At 55.2% G+C, this 13,579-nt stretch carries 16 protein-coding genes; 4 read left to right on the forward strand and 12 right to left on the reverse strand.

Going from position 1 to position 13,579, the window contains the following annotated elements; translation table 11 throughout:
• Positions 1–29: 29 nt before the first annotated feature.
• The 11 genes from F7Q90_RS11560 to cysG form a co-directional block, all read right to left on the reverse strand.
• Complete coding sequence (locus tag F7Q90_RS11560) at positions 30–656, reverse strand: protein-L-isoaspartate(D-aspartate) O-methyltransferase (RefSeq protein WP_006120730.1); 627 nt, start codon at positions 654–656, stop codon at positions 30–32.
• Entirely contained in the window at positions 650–1,411 is a 762-nt protein-coding gene (gene surE / locus F7Q90_RS11565; RefSeq protein ID WP_006120731.1) for a 5'/3'-nucleotidase SurE, read from the reverse strand. The genes F7Q90_RS11560 and surE overlap by 7 nt, the downstream gene beginning before the upstream one ends.
• Positions 1,412–1,678: 267 nt before the next feature.
• Positions 1,679–2,719: a tRNA pseudouridine(13) synthase TruD gene (gene truD, locus F7Q90_RS11570; RefSeq protein WP_006120732.1), complete on the reverse strand. Its 1,041-nt coding sequence runs from the start codon at positions 2,717–2,719 to the stop codon at positions 1,679–1,681.
• Positions 2,716–3,198 carry a 2-C-methyl-D-erythritol 2,4-cyclodiphosphate synthase gene (gene ispF, locus F7Q90_RS11575; RefSeq protein WP_006120733.1) on the reverse strand — a complete coding sequence of 161 codons (483 nt, stop codon included), beginning with the start codon at positions 3,196–3,198 and terminating at the stop codon, positions 2,716–2,718. The genes truD and ispF overlap by 4 nt, the downstream gene beginning before the upstream one ends.
• Positions 3,198–3,914: a 2-C-methyl-D-erythritol 4-phosphate cytidylyltransferase gene (gene ispD / locus F7Q90_RS11580; RefSeq protein ID WP_006120734.1), complete on the reverse strand. Its 717-nt coding sequence runs from the start codon at positions 3,912–3,914 to the stop codon at positions 3,198–3,200. The genes ispF and ispD overlap by 1 nt, the downstream gene beginning before the upstream one ends.
• 3 nt (positions 3,915–3,917) lie before the next feature.
• On the reverse strand, positions 3,918–4,235 hold the full coding sequence (gene ftsB, locus F7Q90_RS11585; protein ID WP_006120735.1) for a cell division protein FtsB: 318 nt from the start codon (positions 4,233–4,235) through the stop codon (positions 3,918–3,920).
• Positions 4,236–4,403: 168 nt separating this feature from the next.
• Positions 4,404–4,724, reverse strand: a complete 321-nt coding sequence (locus tag F7Q90_RS11590) for a DUF3561 family protein (protein WP_006120736.1) — start codon at positions 4,722–4,724, stop codon at positions 4,404–4,406.
• 55 nt (positions 4,725–4,779) lie between these two features.
• Complete coding sequence (gene cysC, locus F7Q90_RS11595; RefSeq protein ID WP_006120737.1) at positions 4,780–5,385, reverse strand: adenylyl-sulfate kinase; 606 nt, start codon at positions 5,383–5,385, stop codon at positions 4,780–4,782.
• Positions 5,385–6,812, reverse strand: coding sequence for a sulfate adenylyltransferase subunit CysN (gene cysN / locus F7Q90_RS11600; RefSeq protein ID WP_006120738.1), 1,428 nt, complete (start codon positions 6,810–6,812; stop codon positions 5,385–5,387). Before cysN ends, cysC begins: the two co-directional genes overlap by 1 nt.
• 11 nt (positions 6,813–6,823) lie before the next feature.
• The gene (gene cysD / locus F7Q90_RS11605; RefSeq protein ID WP_006120739.1) at positions 6,824–7,732 is read right to left on the reverse strand and encodes a sulfate adenylyltransferase subunit CysD; all 909 of its coding nucleotides are present in this window, start codon (positions 7,730–7,732) and stop codon (positions 6,824–6,826) included.
• Between the two features lie 11 nt (positions 7,733–7,743).
• A complete protein-coding gene (cysG, locus tag F7Q90_RS11610) occupies positions 7,744–9,159 on the reverse strand; it encodes a siroheme synthase CysG (RefSeq protein ID WP_006120740.1) in 1,416 nt (471 codons plus the stop codon).
• Between the two features lie 251 nt (positions 9,160–9,410).
• On the opposite strand from cysG, the gene F7Q90_RS11615 reads away from it, so the two are divergent.
• Together F7Q90_RS11615 and F7Q90_RS11620 are read left to right on the forward strand one after the other, a co-directional pair.
• Positions 9,411–10,421: an aminopeptidase gene (locus F7Q90_RS11615; protein WP_006120741.1), complete on the forward strand. Its 1,011-nt coding sequence runs from the start codon at positions 9,411–9,413 to the stop codon at positions 10,419–10,421.
• Between the two features lie 9 nt (positions 10,422–10,430).
• Entirely contained in the window at positions 10,431–10,715 is a 285-nt protein-coding gene (locus tag F7Q90_RS11620; protein WP_006120742.1) for a YciI family protein, read from the forward strand.
• A 43-nt stretch (positions 10,716–10,758) separates the two neighbouring features.
• Here the strand turns inward: F7Q90_RS11620 and F7Q90_RS11625 are convergent, their stop codons facing one another.
• Complete coding sequence (locus tag F7Q90_RS11625) at positions 10,759–11,511, reverse strand: IclR family transcriptional regulator (protein ID WP_006120743.1); 753 nt, start codon at positions 11,509–11,511, stop codon at positions 10,759–10,761.
• A 361-nt stretch (positions 11,512–11,872) separates the two neighbouring features.
• On the opposite strand from F7Q90_RS11625, the gene F7Q90_RS11630 reads away from it, so the two are divergent.
• Positions 11,873–12,265, forward strand: a complete 393-nt coding sequence (locus F7Q90_RS11630; RefSeq protein ID WP_006120744.1) for a RidA family protein — start codon at positions 11,873–11,875, stop codon at positions 12,263–12,265.
• Between the two features lie 334 nt (positions 12,266–12,599).
• Positions 12,600–13,412 (forward strand): ABC transporter substrate-binding protein, encoded by an 813-nt coding sequence (locus tag F7Q90_RS11645; protein WP_044242520.1) that lies wholly within the window; start codon positions 12,600–12,602, stop codon positions 13,410–13,412.
• The last annotated feature ends 167 nt before the right edge of the window (positions 13,413–13,579 follow it).

Here is a 13,579-nt window from a genome sequence, read left to right on the forward strand (position 1 = left end):
ACAGTTATTAAGAAATGCTAACACGGTCATCAGGCCAGATCGCCCTGAACCAGCGGGACGAAACGCACCGGCTCAATCGTTTCCTCGGTGATTTCACCGCCGCGTCGGCGCAGGCGTTTAAGCACCTGCTGCTCTTCACCGACAGGTAGCACCATAATGCCACCTTCTGCCAGTTGTGCTATCAGCGCAGTCGGAATTTCGGGGGGCGCCGCCGTCACAATAATGGCATCGAAAGGCCCGCGCGAGGGCCAGCCCTGCCAGCCATCACCGTGGCGGGTAGAGACGTTATGTAAATCGAGCTGTTTCAGACGGCGCTTTGCATGCCACTGCAGACCTTTGATGCGTTCGACAGAGTAAACATGCTCAACCAGATGAGCCAGAATCGCGGTCTGATAACCAGAACCGGTCCCGATTTCCAGAACCCGCGAGTGCACATCGAGTTCCAGCAGGGCGGTCATCCGCGCCACCATATAGGGCTGTGAAATCGTCTGGCCTGAGCCGATGGGGAGCGCCATGTTATCCCAGGCTTTGTGCTCAAAGGCCTCATCGATAAAGCGCTCACGCGGCACGTCGGCGATGGCTTTTAACAGGTGTTCGTCATGAATCCCCTGTTGACGCAGTTGCGCCAACAGTGTCTCGATACGCCGACTCACCATACCAGGTTTACCTCAGCGTTATCCAGCCAGCGACTCAGCACGTCCTGAGCCTTGTGCGCGGTGAGATCAACATGCAGCGCGGTGACGGACACATAACCTTCATCCACGGCGGCAAAATCAGTATCAGGGCCGGCATCCAGTTTTTCGCCCGGTGGTCCTATCCAGTACAGCGGATTGCCGCGCGGATCGGTTTGGGCAATCACCTGATCGGCCGGATGCCGACTGCCACAGCGCGTCACGCGAATGCCTTTCACCTCCGCCAGCGGCAGATCGGGCACATTGATGTTCAGTATGCGTCCGGTGCGCAGCGGCTCACGACTCAGCGCTTTAAGCAGCGCACAGGTTACCGCCGCCGCAGTGGCATAGTGCTCATGACCATTGAGCGAAACCGCAATGGCGGGCAACCCCAGATGACGTCCCTCCATGGCCGCGGCCACCGTGCCGGAATAGATAACGTCATCACCCAGATTGGGGCCGGCATTGATCCCCGAGACCACAATATCGGGTCGGGGTTGCATCAGTGCGTTTACGCCCAAATACACGCAATCGGTGGGCGTGCCCATTTGCACCGCAATGTCCCCGTTTTCATGGGTAAAGGTGCGCAACGGGGTTTCCAGCGTCAATGAGTTGGAGGCACCACTGCGATTGCGATCCGGTGCCACCACCTGCACCTCGGCAAATTGACGCAAAGCCTTTGCCAGCGTCTGAATACCAGGCGCATGGATGCCATCATCGTTGCTGAGCAATATCCGCATTTAATTCTGACCTTTTCTGTTCAACCGGGTCGCCGTAATAAGGACCTGTTTTGAAGCATGGCAACAGGTTATGACTGGACAGCGACTTTTGCATTCTAGCGGTGAGCGAGAGGAAGTGGTAGACGAAAATAAAACGCACAGGCAGGAAAAAGGTAACACATTTGCTTGAAAGGAAAGATTTCGTGCGATGCTGGCCCCCTGCTACGCCGCCCATTGTGCACGCCAGCGCGTCCCTCACCCGCGCGACTGGCCAAGTGAGGACGTGGCTTATTCGTCAGGTAAATCCGCTGTGTCGTCAGTGATGACCAGCTCTCTGACCACGCTGGTGGCAAAGCTGCCCGCCGGTAACCAGAACTGCAACGTCAGGGTGGCGTCATCCAGCCACTGCCAGTGCAAATCGCGCGGCACCACCAGCATGGCACGCCGGCTGGCCTCCACCCGTTCACGCACCAGCAGCGCGCGCAGTTCTACCGCATCCGCCAGACAGTGCTCTTCGAACGCCAGCGCGTCGCCCTGTGGCCCCGCCTCGCCTTTTCCGGGCAAGGGTGCCGTGATACGCAACGCATGCTGATCCACGCGCGCCTGCAACGCCTCCCTTTCCTCGGGCTGGGCGACAAACCAACTGCCACGCCCGGTAAGCTGCAATGCATCCCCGTTCATGACCTGAGTCAGGCTACCCTGCTGCTGCAAACGCAGACTGGTGACCTGATTGAATAACGCACTACGTGCAGCAGAGAGCATCAGGCCACGTTTATTGCGGTCACGTATCTGGATTTCCTGACGCGCCAGTTTCAACGCCGTCTGCAGATTGTTGCCGTTGCGCCCAAAGCGTTGCTCGCCAAAGTAATTAGGCACACCGCGTTCACGAATCTGCTTAAGGCGGGCCTCGATGTCATCGCGCTGGCTGACCTGTCGTATGGTCAACCGAAAGGCGTTTCCGGCCAGCGCGCCGACGCGCAATTTGCGCTTATGACGCACAACCTCAAGGATTTCGACGCCTTCTGATGCAAAGCCTGTCAGGTTGGGCATCGCATTGCCCGGCACACGGAAGCAGAGTGTTTGCTCGGTCACGGCGTGGCGGTCTTTCATGCCGGCATAACTGAGGTCGCGGGCAGGAATTTTCATAAATTTTGCCAGGGCTTCGGCAACAAAACGCGTATTGGCACCCGTTTTACGAATGCGCACCAGCACATGCTCACCTTCACCGTCAGGGCGGTACCCCAGGTCTTCCTTCACCTCGAAGTCTTCCGGGCGGGCTTTAATTACGCCCGTCGCGCCAGGCACACCGTGGAGGTACTGCAACGTCATGCCGACTCCGTTTTCAGCAGCAACGCGACCGCTTCACAGGCAATGCCTTCGCCGCGTCCGGTGAACCCGAGCTTTTCCGTCGTGGTGGCTTTAACGTTCACCTGATCCATATGGCAACCCAGATCTTCAGCAATATTGATGCGCATCTGGGGTACATGCGGCAGCATTTTAGGTGCCTGAGCGATAATCGTGACGTCCACGTTACCGATGCGATAGCCTTTCGCCGCAATACGGCGCCAGGCTTCCCGCAGCAAACCGCGGCTGTCTGCGCCTTTGAACGCCGGATCGGTATCCGGGAACAGCTTGCCTATATCGCCCATTGCCACCGCGCCCAGTAAGGCATCGGTCAGAGCATGCAGTGCCACGTCGCCATCCGAATGGGCGATAAAACCATACTCAAATGGAATTCGCACACCGCCAATCACCAGCGGACCTTCTCCACCGAAAGCGTGAACGTCAAAACCGTGACCGATACGCATCATGCGCTCTCCTTTGACTGAATCTGACTAAGATAAAAAGCCGCCAGGGCTAAGTCTTCCGGGCGGGTAACTTTAATGTTATCGCTGCGACCTGTGACCAGCTCAGGATGGTAGCCACAATATTCCAGTGCCGAGGCTTCATCGGTAATGATCGCGCCCTCGTTCAAGGCGCGGGTCAGGCAGGCGGTAAGGAGCGCGTGGGGAAAAAGTTGCGGCGTCAGGGCATGCCACAGATGGTCACGTTCGACCGTATGCGCAATCGCTGACTGGCCGGGTTCCCCCCGCTTCATGGTGTCACAGACCGGTGCCGCCAGAATGCCACCCGTTTTGCTCTTTCCTGGTAACTGCAGCAGGCGGTCCAGATCATCCGGATGCAGACACGGGCGCGCGGCATCGTGCACTAACACCCAGTGCGCGCCCTGTGCCGCCTGTAATCCCGCCAGCACCGACTCGGCACGCGTTTCGCCGCCGGTCACGCGCACAACACGCGGATCGCTGGCCAGCGGCAAACGGGCAAAGTGATTATCGTCAGGGCTTAACGCGACGATGACCTGAGAAACCGCTGGATGGGAGAACAGACGCGCAATACTGTGTTCCAGAAGTGTGTGCTGACCAATCGTCAGATACTGTTTGGGACAGGTTGCCTGCATGCGGCTGCCGATACCGGCAGCGGGCACCACGGCAATCACATCCGCAGAGTGGGACTGATTGTTCATGTTTTATCGTTGTTGGTTTTGCGCAGCTTGTTGCGCGTTGCGTTTGTTCTGGTCAGGCACCAGACGATAGAAGGTTTCACCCGGCTTAATCATGCCTAATTCACTGCGTGCGCGTTCCTCGATCGCTTCAGAGCCGCCATTGAGATCGTCAATTTCGGCAAACAGTTGATCGTTACGCATTTTAAGTTTGGCGTTTGTCGCCTTTTGTACCGCCACGTCATCGCTGACGCGCGTAAAATCATGGATACCATTCTTGCCTAACCACAAGGAATATTGCAGCCAGCCAAGCAGCACCAGTAGCAGTAACGTCAGTTTTCCCATCCCGCCCCCTAAAAACGGCTCAATCATCCCATAACTTTACTCAGGACTCCACACTGGCAGCGAAAATGCCTGCTAATGCTGTTCGCGTGAGCAAAAAAAGAGAAGAACGAGAAGGTACAAGACCGGAAAACTTTTGTAACCTGCTGGTGCGTTTAGACATCAACGCCGTTACCAGCGTGACAGAAACAGGAACAGTATCCAGAACTGGAGGGCGACAGCGATAACGCATATCAGGGAGGTCCATATCCATTGCCCACGCAGCCAGGTACTCAGTACCATGCCCGTCAGGACGGAAACCGGAAACAGCGCCAGGAAAAAGGGCCACGTGTAGAGAAAGAAAAACAGCGTACTGGAGCCGTACAACAGGAAAGGAATGGCCAGCGCACACCAGTAACATACGAAACCAATGATACCACCCGGTAACACCGAACGCGGTTCATCAGGCGTACGTGAGTCTTTGCGTGCCAGCATGGGGGTTATATTCTGCATAAATATCCTGTCAACGCGAAGGCGGCAAAACGGAATGCGCTCTGCCGCTGTCTGTTCAGGAACTGATAATATCGCGCTGGCGCAGCAGATCTAATAATTGGGGCGTCAGTTTTGTAACCAATTGTTCCCCATTAAGCCGGATTTCTGGCTGTTCCGGCGCTTCATAAACGCTGTCTATACCGGTGAAATTTCGCAATTCGCCCGCGCGGGCTTTTTTGTATAACCCTTTCGGGTCGCGCGCTTCACAGACTGCCAACGGTGTATCGACATAAACCTCAATAAACCGGCCTTCATCCAGCAGATCACGCACCATTTGACGCTCGGCCCGATGCGGTGAGATAAACGCGGTCAGCACCACTAACCCCGTATCCACCATCAGTTTTGCGACTTCGCCTACCCGGCGGATATTCTCTTTACGATCGGCATCGCTAAAGCCCAGATCGCGGCACAGGCCATGACGCACGTTGTCGCCGTCCAGCAGATAGGTGCTGACGCCTATGCGGTGCAACGCCTGTTCCAGCGCGCCAGCCACGGTGGATTTTCCCGACCCCGAAAGGCCGGTGAACCACAGCACCACGCCCTGATGGCCGTGCTGCTGTTCACGCGCATCGCGCGTGACGGGATGGTCATGCCATACGACATTTTCATCATGCCGGGCCATTACTGACCGCCCAGCAGATCGCGTGCATTCCAGTGCGGGAAATGACGACGAACCAGCGCATTCAGTTCCAGTTCAAACGCACTAAATTCACCGTGCTGCTGGGGGTTATCGGCCAGCGGCTCATGAATAAGCCCAGCCCCGACGGTCACGTTACTCAGACGATCGATGATAATCATTCCGCCGGTGACCGGGTTATCCTGATAGCTGTCGAGCACCAGCGGTTCGTCAAAGGTAAACGTCACCAGACCAATGCCATTCAGCGGCAGGCTGTCCGCCTCGCGTTTTTCCAGCGAGTTAATCTCAACCTGATGAATGACCTTTTCAACACGACCGCGCGCTTTTTTGCCCGCAATTTTTACATCGTAACTTTGCCCGGCCTGTAACGGCTGCTCTGCCATCCACACCACATCGACGGTGGCTGACTGAACCGCACGCAGTTCCGCGCTTGCCTCCACGAGCAGATCGCCACGACTGATATCAATCTCATCATTGAGAACCAGCGTAATGGCTTCACCCGCGCCCGCCTCCTGCAAATCGCCATCAAAGGTCACGATGCGGGCAACAGTCGATTCAACGCCGGAGGGCAGCACTTTAACCCGCTGGCCCACCTTTACGGTCCCGGACGCGAGCGTACCGGCATAACCCCGGAAATCAAGATTGGGACGGTTAACGTACTGCACCGGAAACCGCATCGGCTGATGATCGACGACTGCGTTCAGCTCCACCGTTTCCAGCACGTCCAGTAAGGTCGGACCGGTGTACCAGGGCATGCTTTGACTCTGTGAGGCGACGTTTTCGCCTTCCAGCGCCGACATCGGCACGAAACGAATATCCAGGTCGTCGGGCAGTTGTCCGGCAAAATCGAGATAATCCTGTTTGATCTGCTCGAACACAGACTGCTGATAGTCCACCAGATCCATTTTGTTGATCGCCACGACCAGATGCTTGATTCCCAGCAGAGTGGAAATGAAGCTGTGGCGGCGGGTCTGGTCCAGCACGCATTTACGGGCGTCGATCAGCAGAATAGCCAGATCGCAGGTCGATGCCCCCGTCGCCATATTGCGGGTGTACTGCTCATGCCCCGGCGTGTCGGCAATGATGAACTTGCGCTTCTCGGTAGAGAAATAGCGGTAAGCGACGTCAATGGTGATGCCCTGCTCACGCTCGGCTTGCAGGCCGTCCACCAGCAGGGCCAGATCCAGTTTTTCGCCCTGCGTACCATGACGTTTACTGTCACTTTGTAATGACGACAGCTGATCTTCGTAGATTTGTCGGGTGTCGTGCAGCAGGCGACCGATCAGCGTACTTTTCCCATCGTCCACGCTGCCGCAGGTCAGAAAACGCAGCAGGCTTTTGTATTGTTGTGCGGTCAGCCAGGCTTCAACGCCGCCCTGTTCGGCAATTTGTTGTGCAATTACGGTATTCATCTGGCGTCTCCTTAGAAATAACCCTGACGTTTTTTCAGTTCCATCGAACCGGACTGATCGCGGTCAATTACCCGGCCCTGACGCTCGCTGGTGGTCGAAACCAGCATCTCTTCAATAATCTCAGGCAAGGTTTGCGCTTCAGATTCCACCGCACCGGTGAGCGGCCAGCATCCCAGGGTGCGGAAACGCACCATGCGCTGTTTAATCACTTCACCTGGCTGAAGGTTGATACGGTCGTCATCGATCATCATCAGCATGCCGTCACGTTCCAGTACCGGACGCGGCGCGGCAAGATAGAGCGGAACAATCTCAATGTTTTCCAGGAAAATGTACTGCCAGATATCCAGCTCGGTCCAGTTTGACAGCGGGAAAACACGGATGCTCTCGCCTTTGTTAATCTGGCCGTTATAGTTGTGCCACAGTTCCGGGCGCTGGTTTTTCGGGTCCCAGCGATGAAAACGGTCACGGAATGAGTAGATACGCTCTTTAGCGCGTGACTTCTCTTCATCACGGCGCGCGCCACCAAAGGCCGCATCGAAACCGTACTTGTTCAGGGCCTGCTTCAGGCCTTCGGTTTTCATGATGTCGGTGTGTTTGGCACTGCCGTGCACAAAGGGATTAATGCCCATCGCCACGCCTTCCGGGTTGCGATGCACCAGCAGTTCGGCCCCCATCGCTTTTACGGTGCGATCGCGGAATTCGTACATCTCACGAAACTTCCAGCCGGTATCGACATGCAGCAACGGGAAGGGCAGCGTACCCGGATAGAAGGCTTTGCGTGCCAGATGCAGCATCACAGAAGAATCCTTGCCGATAGAATACATCATGACCGGATTGCCAAATTCGGCTGCCACTTCACGGATGATATGGATACTCTCTGCCTCCAGTTGGCGCAGATGAGTGAGTCGTTTTTGATCCATCGTTTTTCCTCTCAAGCCAGATTGACAACGGCGGACTCACGAGCCCCCTGCTGTGCCGAATGCTGAAACCAGGCAAGTTGCCCGTGTAAATTAACCACTTCCCCAATCACCAGCAGGGCCGGGGAAGGCGCTGACGCTGCCAGCGTTTCAAGATGTTCAAGCGTGCCGGTCAGAACCTGTTGGTCGGACCGGGTGCCGCGGCCAATTACCGCCACCGGCGTCGACGCCGCGCGTCCATGGAGAATAAGCTGTCGACTGATTTCGGCGGCCTTCATCGCACCCATATAAATCGCCAGCGTTTGTCGCGCGCGCGCCAGGGACGGCCAGTCAATGTCATCACTGTCCGGCCGACAGTGACCGGTAATAAACAGAACGCTCTGCGCGTAATCACGGTGCGTCAGCGGGATACCGGCGTAGGCGGTTGCGCCAGCGGCAGCGGTAACGCCAGGCACGACCTGGAACGGAATGCCCGCCTGCTGGGCGGCCTGTAACTCTTCGCCGCCGCGGCCGAAGATAAACGGATCGCCGCCTTTCAACCGCACCACGCGCTTGCCTTTCTGCGCCAGCTGCACCATCAGTTGGTTGATTTCGTCCTGCGGTAACAGATGCGCGCTGGCACGCTTGCCCACGCAGATACGGTCGGCATCGCGTCGAACCAGATCCAGCACCTCTTCACTGACCAGATGGTCATAGAGCACCACATCGGCCAGTTGCATCACCTGCAGCCCGCGCAGCGTCAGCAGACCGCTGTCGCCCGGCCCGGCACCGACAAGGATAATCTCGCCCTGCCGGGGCGGCTGATCGCCCAGTTCGCTGTCCAGCGTCGCTTTGGCGGCCTCAACGTCGCCTGTTGCCATCTGACTGGCAAAGCGGCCGTTAAAGATCCGTTCCCAGTAGCGGCGGCGATCGGACATGCGACTGAAGCGGGCTTTGACTTTGTCACGCCACTGCCCCGCCAGCTGGGCCATCTGGCCCAGATGAGACGGCAGCAACGTTTCCAGCTTTTCACGTAACATGCGGGCAAGGACCGGTGCCGTCCCGCTGGAGGAGATCGCCACCACCAGCGGTGAGCGGTCTACGATGGAGGGGAAAATAAAACTGCATTTCGGCTGATCGTCGACGACATTGACCAGTTTATGGCGGGCATTGGCCTCGTCATAAACCTGCGCATTCAGCGCGTTATCGTCGGTCGCGGCAATGACCAGAAACACCTTGTCTAGCTGTGCAGGCTCAAAAGCCGTCGCCAGCCATTCAAGCTGCTGTTCATCCAGTAAGGTTTGTAACTCCGGGCACAGCTCGCGTGAGGCAATCTGAATGCGCGCCCCCGCCCGACGCAGCAATTCAATCTTGCGCGCCGCGATATCTCCCCCGCCCACGACCAGTACAGGTCGACCCGCGAGATCGGCAAAAAGAGGCAAATAATCCACGTTAACCCTGGTGTTGTTACGATGCGTTATCGCGACTATACGTTCCCTGGTGAATTGAGATGAAATTACGAATTGGAATGAGATGTTACCGAATGGAATAACGCTAAAGAAAAGCTCAGAACAAAATGTGCTTAGCGGATGATCCTACAGGCCTTTCAGGACGATTCAAATTGTGTAATGAGCATCACAGTTTCATACTAGGCCACAAAAAATGCCCCTCCTTTTTAGGAATAAGCCACAAGGAACCCGACATGCTTGCCTTTCTCCGCCTGGCCGCACTGCTTGGTGGCAGCGTGATCTTCAGCGCTCAGGCCCTGACCGACCTCACAGGACACTTCGCCGAACAGCAGGTCCGTCATATCTCAACGTACTTTCCCGGTCGCATGAGCGGCAGCCCGGCCGAGTTGATGGCGGCGGAATACCTGCAACATCAGTTTACGGCCCTGGGGTTTGAAACCAATACCCGACAGTTCAATACGGGTTACACATGGCAGGAACGTGATGGCACATCGCGCTGGCGCAAGCTTACCGCGACCTCGGTAATCGCCGCACGGGAAGGCAGCGCTCCCCAGGAAATTCTGGTGATTGCCAGCCTGGATACCTGGATTCCACTCAGCGACAATGAGCAGGCGCGCGGCCTGGGTGGCCTGCGTTTGCAAGGCGTGGATGATAATGCTTCCGGATTAGGCGTGATGCTGGAACTGGCTAAGCAGTTAAGCCATAAGCCGCTTCATTACGGGGTGCGCTTTGTGGCGCTCAGCGCCAGCGAATCCCATCTGCATGGCATGGACGATTATGTGGCGCGCATGAGCGAGAAAGAGAAGAAGAATACGCTACTGGTAATCGATCTCAACAGTTTGATTACGGGCGACCACCTCTATTTCAACAGCGGTATGAACACGCCGCGTGCCGTACGCAAACAGACCAGCGAACGCGCCCTGCTGCTGGCGCGTCGTTTTGGCATTTCCGCCGCCAGTCGTCAGCTCACGAAAAATGACTTTCACGGTGTTAATCCTTTCGATGCGGCAGGTTTTCCCTTACTGGATGTCACCGCCAGAAACTGGAACGCAGGCAGCAAAGACGGCGACCAACAGCGCCGCCGTTCCCGGCATTTCCCTGACGGTACCACCTGGCATCAGACCGACCGCGACAATCTGGATTTCCTGGATCACTGGCTGCCCGGTCGTATCAGTCTGCGCACCCATGACAGTGTGAAAGTCCTGCTGCCGTTACTGAGTGAACTAACCAACCCCAAAGTGTGAGGAGCTACGATGTACATCGTTTACCTGAACTATTTCCGCCCGATTGAGGACGTCGAGGCCCTGCTGGCTCCGCACATTACGTGGCTGGATCAGCATTTTAACAGCGGCGACTTTATCGCTGTGGGCCGAAAGGATCCGCGTACCGGTGGCATGATTATGGTCAAAGCAATGCCGCGCGCCCGGTTAGATCACATTCTGGCGGACGATCCTTTCGTTGCGGTGGCCCATTACGAGGTCACTAACGTCAACATCACGCGCGCAGCCGATGAAGTCGCGGTCCTCAAAGGTTATTAGCGCGTCAGTGTGACCGACAGAAGAAGCAGGCTCTTCTGTCGGTTCAGGTAAAGTCAGACAGCTTTTGCCCCGCGTTAATAAGCGTTTTTAACAGCATCTGACGTCGCTCCTCGGGCGTATCCCGACTGACCATAAAACAAATCGCGGCCACGGCCAGATCGTTTCGGGCGCGAATCGGGGCGGCCATACAACAGGTAAAACTTTCAGACAGCCCTTCCGTCATCGAATAGCCCTGATGGCCCGCCCGATGAATATCGGTCAGAAAAGCCTGCTTATCTAAGACGTTACCATTGGCCAGCCGGTAATCCTCCTCGGGGATCAGGGCCAGAATCGCCTCATCACTCCAGTTACTCAACAGCAGACGGCCCGTTGCGGTCCAGGGAATCGGAATTTTAACGCCGATGTCTGAGGTGATTTTGAAAGGATGCGCATTGCTCTCTGACAGCACCACCGTATATTTATTGCCTTCCAGCATGCACAGCTGCACGGTTTCGCCATGCTCAGCAACCATCTCGATCATTAATTGATGCGCGCGGCGAATCAGAGGATTGTGCGCCATGTAGTCCGCACCGTAATAGTGCATTTCGCGGCCAAAATACACGCTGCCTTCTGCATCCAGTTCAACCAGCCCTGCATCACTCAGCAGATTAACCAGTTCATAAACGCTGGAACGCGGCGCACCGGTCGCTTCAATCAGTTCGCGCATCGCCATCGGCTGGCGGGCAATATGCAGCTGACGGAAAATATCAATTACGCGGTCCACGCCGCGCGCTCTGGCGGGTTTATCTTCCTGCATACCACTTTTCTCCTACCGGCATCGCCACGTTAAATCGGTTCAGGCCACCATCATACACAGCCAACACGGTTTTACCTGAGTACGCGCACAATAACCATCCTTTTCTTTTTCCTCCTGATGCTAATTATTGGGGCACCAAAAACGCGCACACTGAATAAAAAAAGAGACATCGATCACTTTTAATTTAAAAAAATAATCATTGATAAAAAATATTCGTGAGCCATACGTTAATGCTAAAAAATAATCCCGTTACTCGCTATTGCAAAATAATTAACATTGTGCAAATCTCGACCTATCCGGTATTGCAGATTTAACTCCGGTATAACAGACAAAGCGAGGTGACGATTTTAAGGGCATAAGTATGACTATCAAGCGTTACGGTACGGAAGGCGGCGTCGGAACCGGAGGACAAAAACTGCCTTTTGCACGTGCGGTCGAAGCCGATGGCTGGCTTTATATCTCCGGACAAACACTGATGACAGGCGGTGAAGTCGTAGAGGGCGGCATCATTGAGCAAACTCGGCTGGCCTTTGAAAACTGCCTGACCATCATGCGGGAAGCAGGTTATCAGATTAAGGACGTGGTGCATGTGACGGCGGTCCTGACGGATGCCCGGTACTTTAGTTCATTTAATAAAGTGTTTAGTGAACTTTTTCACGACCATCCGCCCGCCCGAATCTGCAGCGTGCAGGACCTGGTTGTGGATTGCAAAGTCGAAGTCGATATGACGTGTTTTAATGCCGGACGAAAATAATAGCTGCGGTTTATTCGCCTGGTAAAAATAAACGCATCCAACAGAAAAGCCATAATTAAAAATATCCCGCCACATTATTTAATAATGTTGGTGATATCCCTCTTTTATTTGAGAGAAGAAATATGAATACCACTTTCCAGCAAAATGTATTCGTCCGGCTCCTTCCCGCTCTGCTCACCGTCGCGGCGGCTTTGTTGAATAATAGGTAATCATTCTGTTTTGTCTGCACTGTTTTGGTAGAAAACGCTGATGCCAGACAGAACACCGTCATACGCAAGCATGTAACGCATTGATTTTATGTTATCTGAAACAACCGTTTTCATAGTACCACAGCATAAAATCCATTTATTCAACAAAGCCCGTCGCGGCGCTGACCGGTTGTACACCGACCGAAAATAAAAACGAAACCGCAGGTGCAGCACCGCCATCCACGCTACAAACCGTTCTTCAGCGCGGCACATTGCGGGTGGGCGATTGCCTGAGTTTTGCACCGTTCGGTTTTTACGATAAAGCGGGTAATCCGGATGGTTACGATGTCGACCTGGCGAAAGCGCTGGCAAAAGAGATGGGCGTCAAACTGGAAATGGTGAATACCACCAGCGCTAACCGTATTCCTAATCTGCAAACCAACAAAGTGGATGTCGTGTTCTGTAATTTCACCCGTAACCTGACGCGCGCGAAAGAGATTGGCTTTACTCAGCCCTACGTGGTGGCCAGTGAAGCCATGCTGGTGCGTAAAGCGAGCGGGATCAAATCGGCCCACGACATGGCGGGCAAAACCATTGCGACCGTGAAAGGCTCGACCAACGGCGACGAAGTACGCAGCATGGGGATCGACGTGAAGATTCAGGAATATGACTCTTCTCAGGCCGCTATCCTGGCGGTGAAACAGGGACAAGCCGATGCGATGATTGAGGATAACAACTTCCTCGCCTACCAGGCCAAGCTCGATCCGACGCTGGAAGTGACAAACGAAGCGCTGGTCCCGCTGGAATATAACGCGTTTGGTGTTAAACAGGGCGATCAGATCTGGACGAGCTACCTCAACGAGTTCCTGTTTGAAATTAATGCATCCGGTGAGAATGCCCAGCTCTACCAGAAATGGTTTGGCAGTAAACCTCGCTATCCGCTGAATCCGCAGTTCTGACCAGAGAGGACGCAGGTGATGTCCTGCGTCCTGTTAAGGAGTAAGCGTCACATTTAAACCGTCTGTGCAGCGGGCTCCGGTTCCGGGAAAATAGTGTCCATCATTTTTTAATGGACACTATCGCGTGAAACACCGGACATGGCTCCTTGAGGCGCTTCGCCTCCATT

It is taken from the genome of Pantoea stewartii subsp. stewartii (assembly GCF_008801695.1).
Taxonomy (GTDB): Bacteria; Pseudomonadota; Gammaproteobacteria; order Enterobacterales; family Enterobacteriaceae; genus Pantoea; species Pantoea stewartii.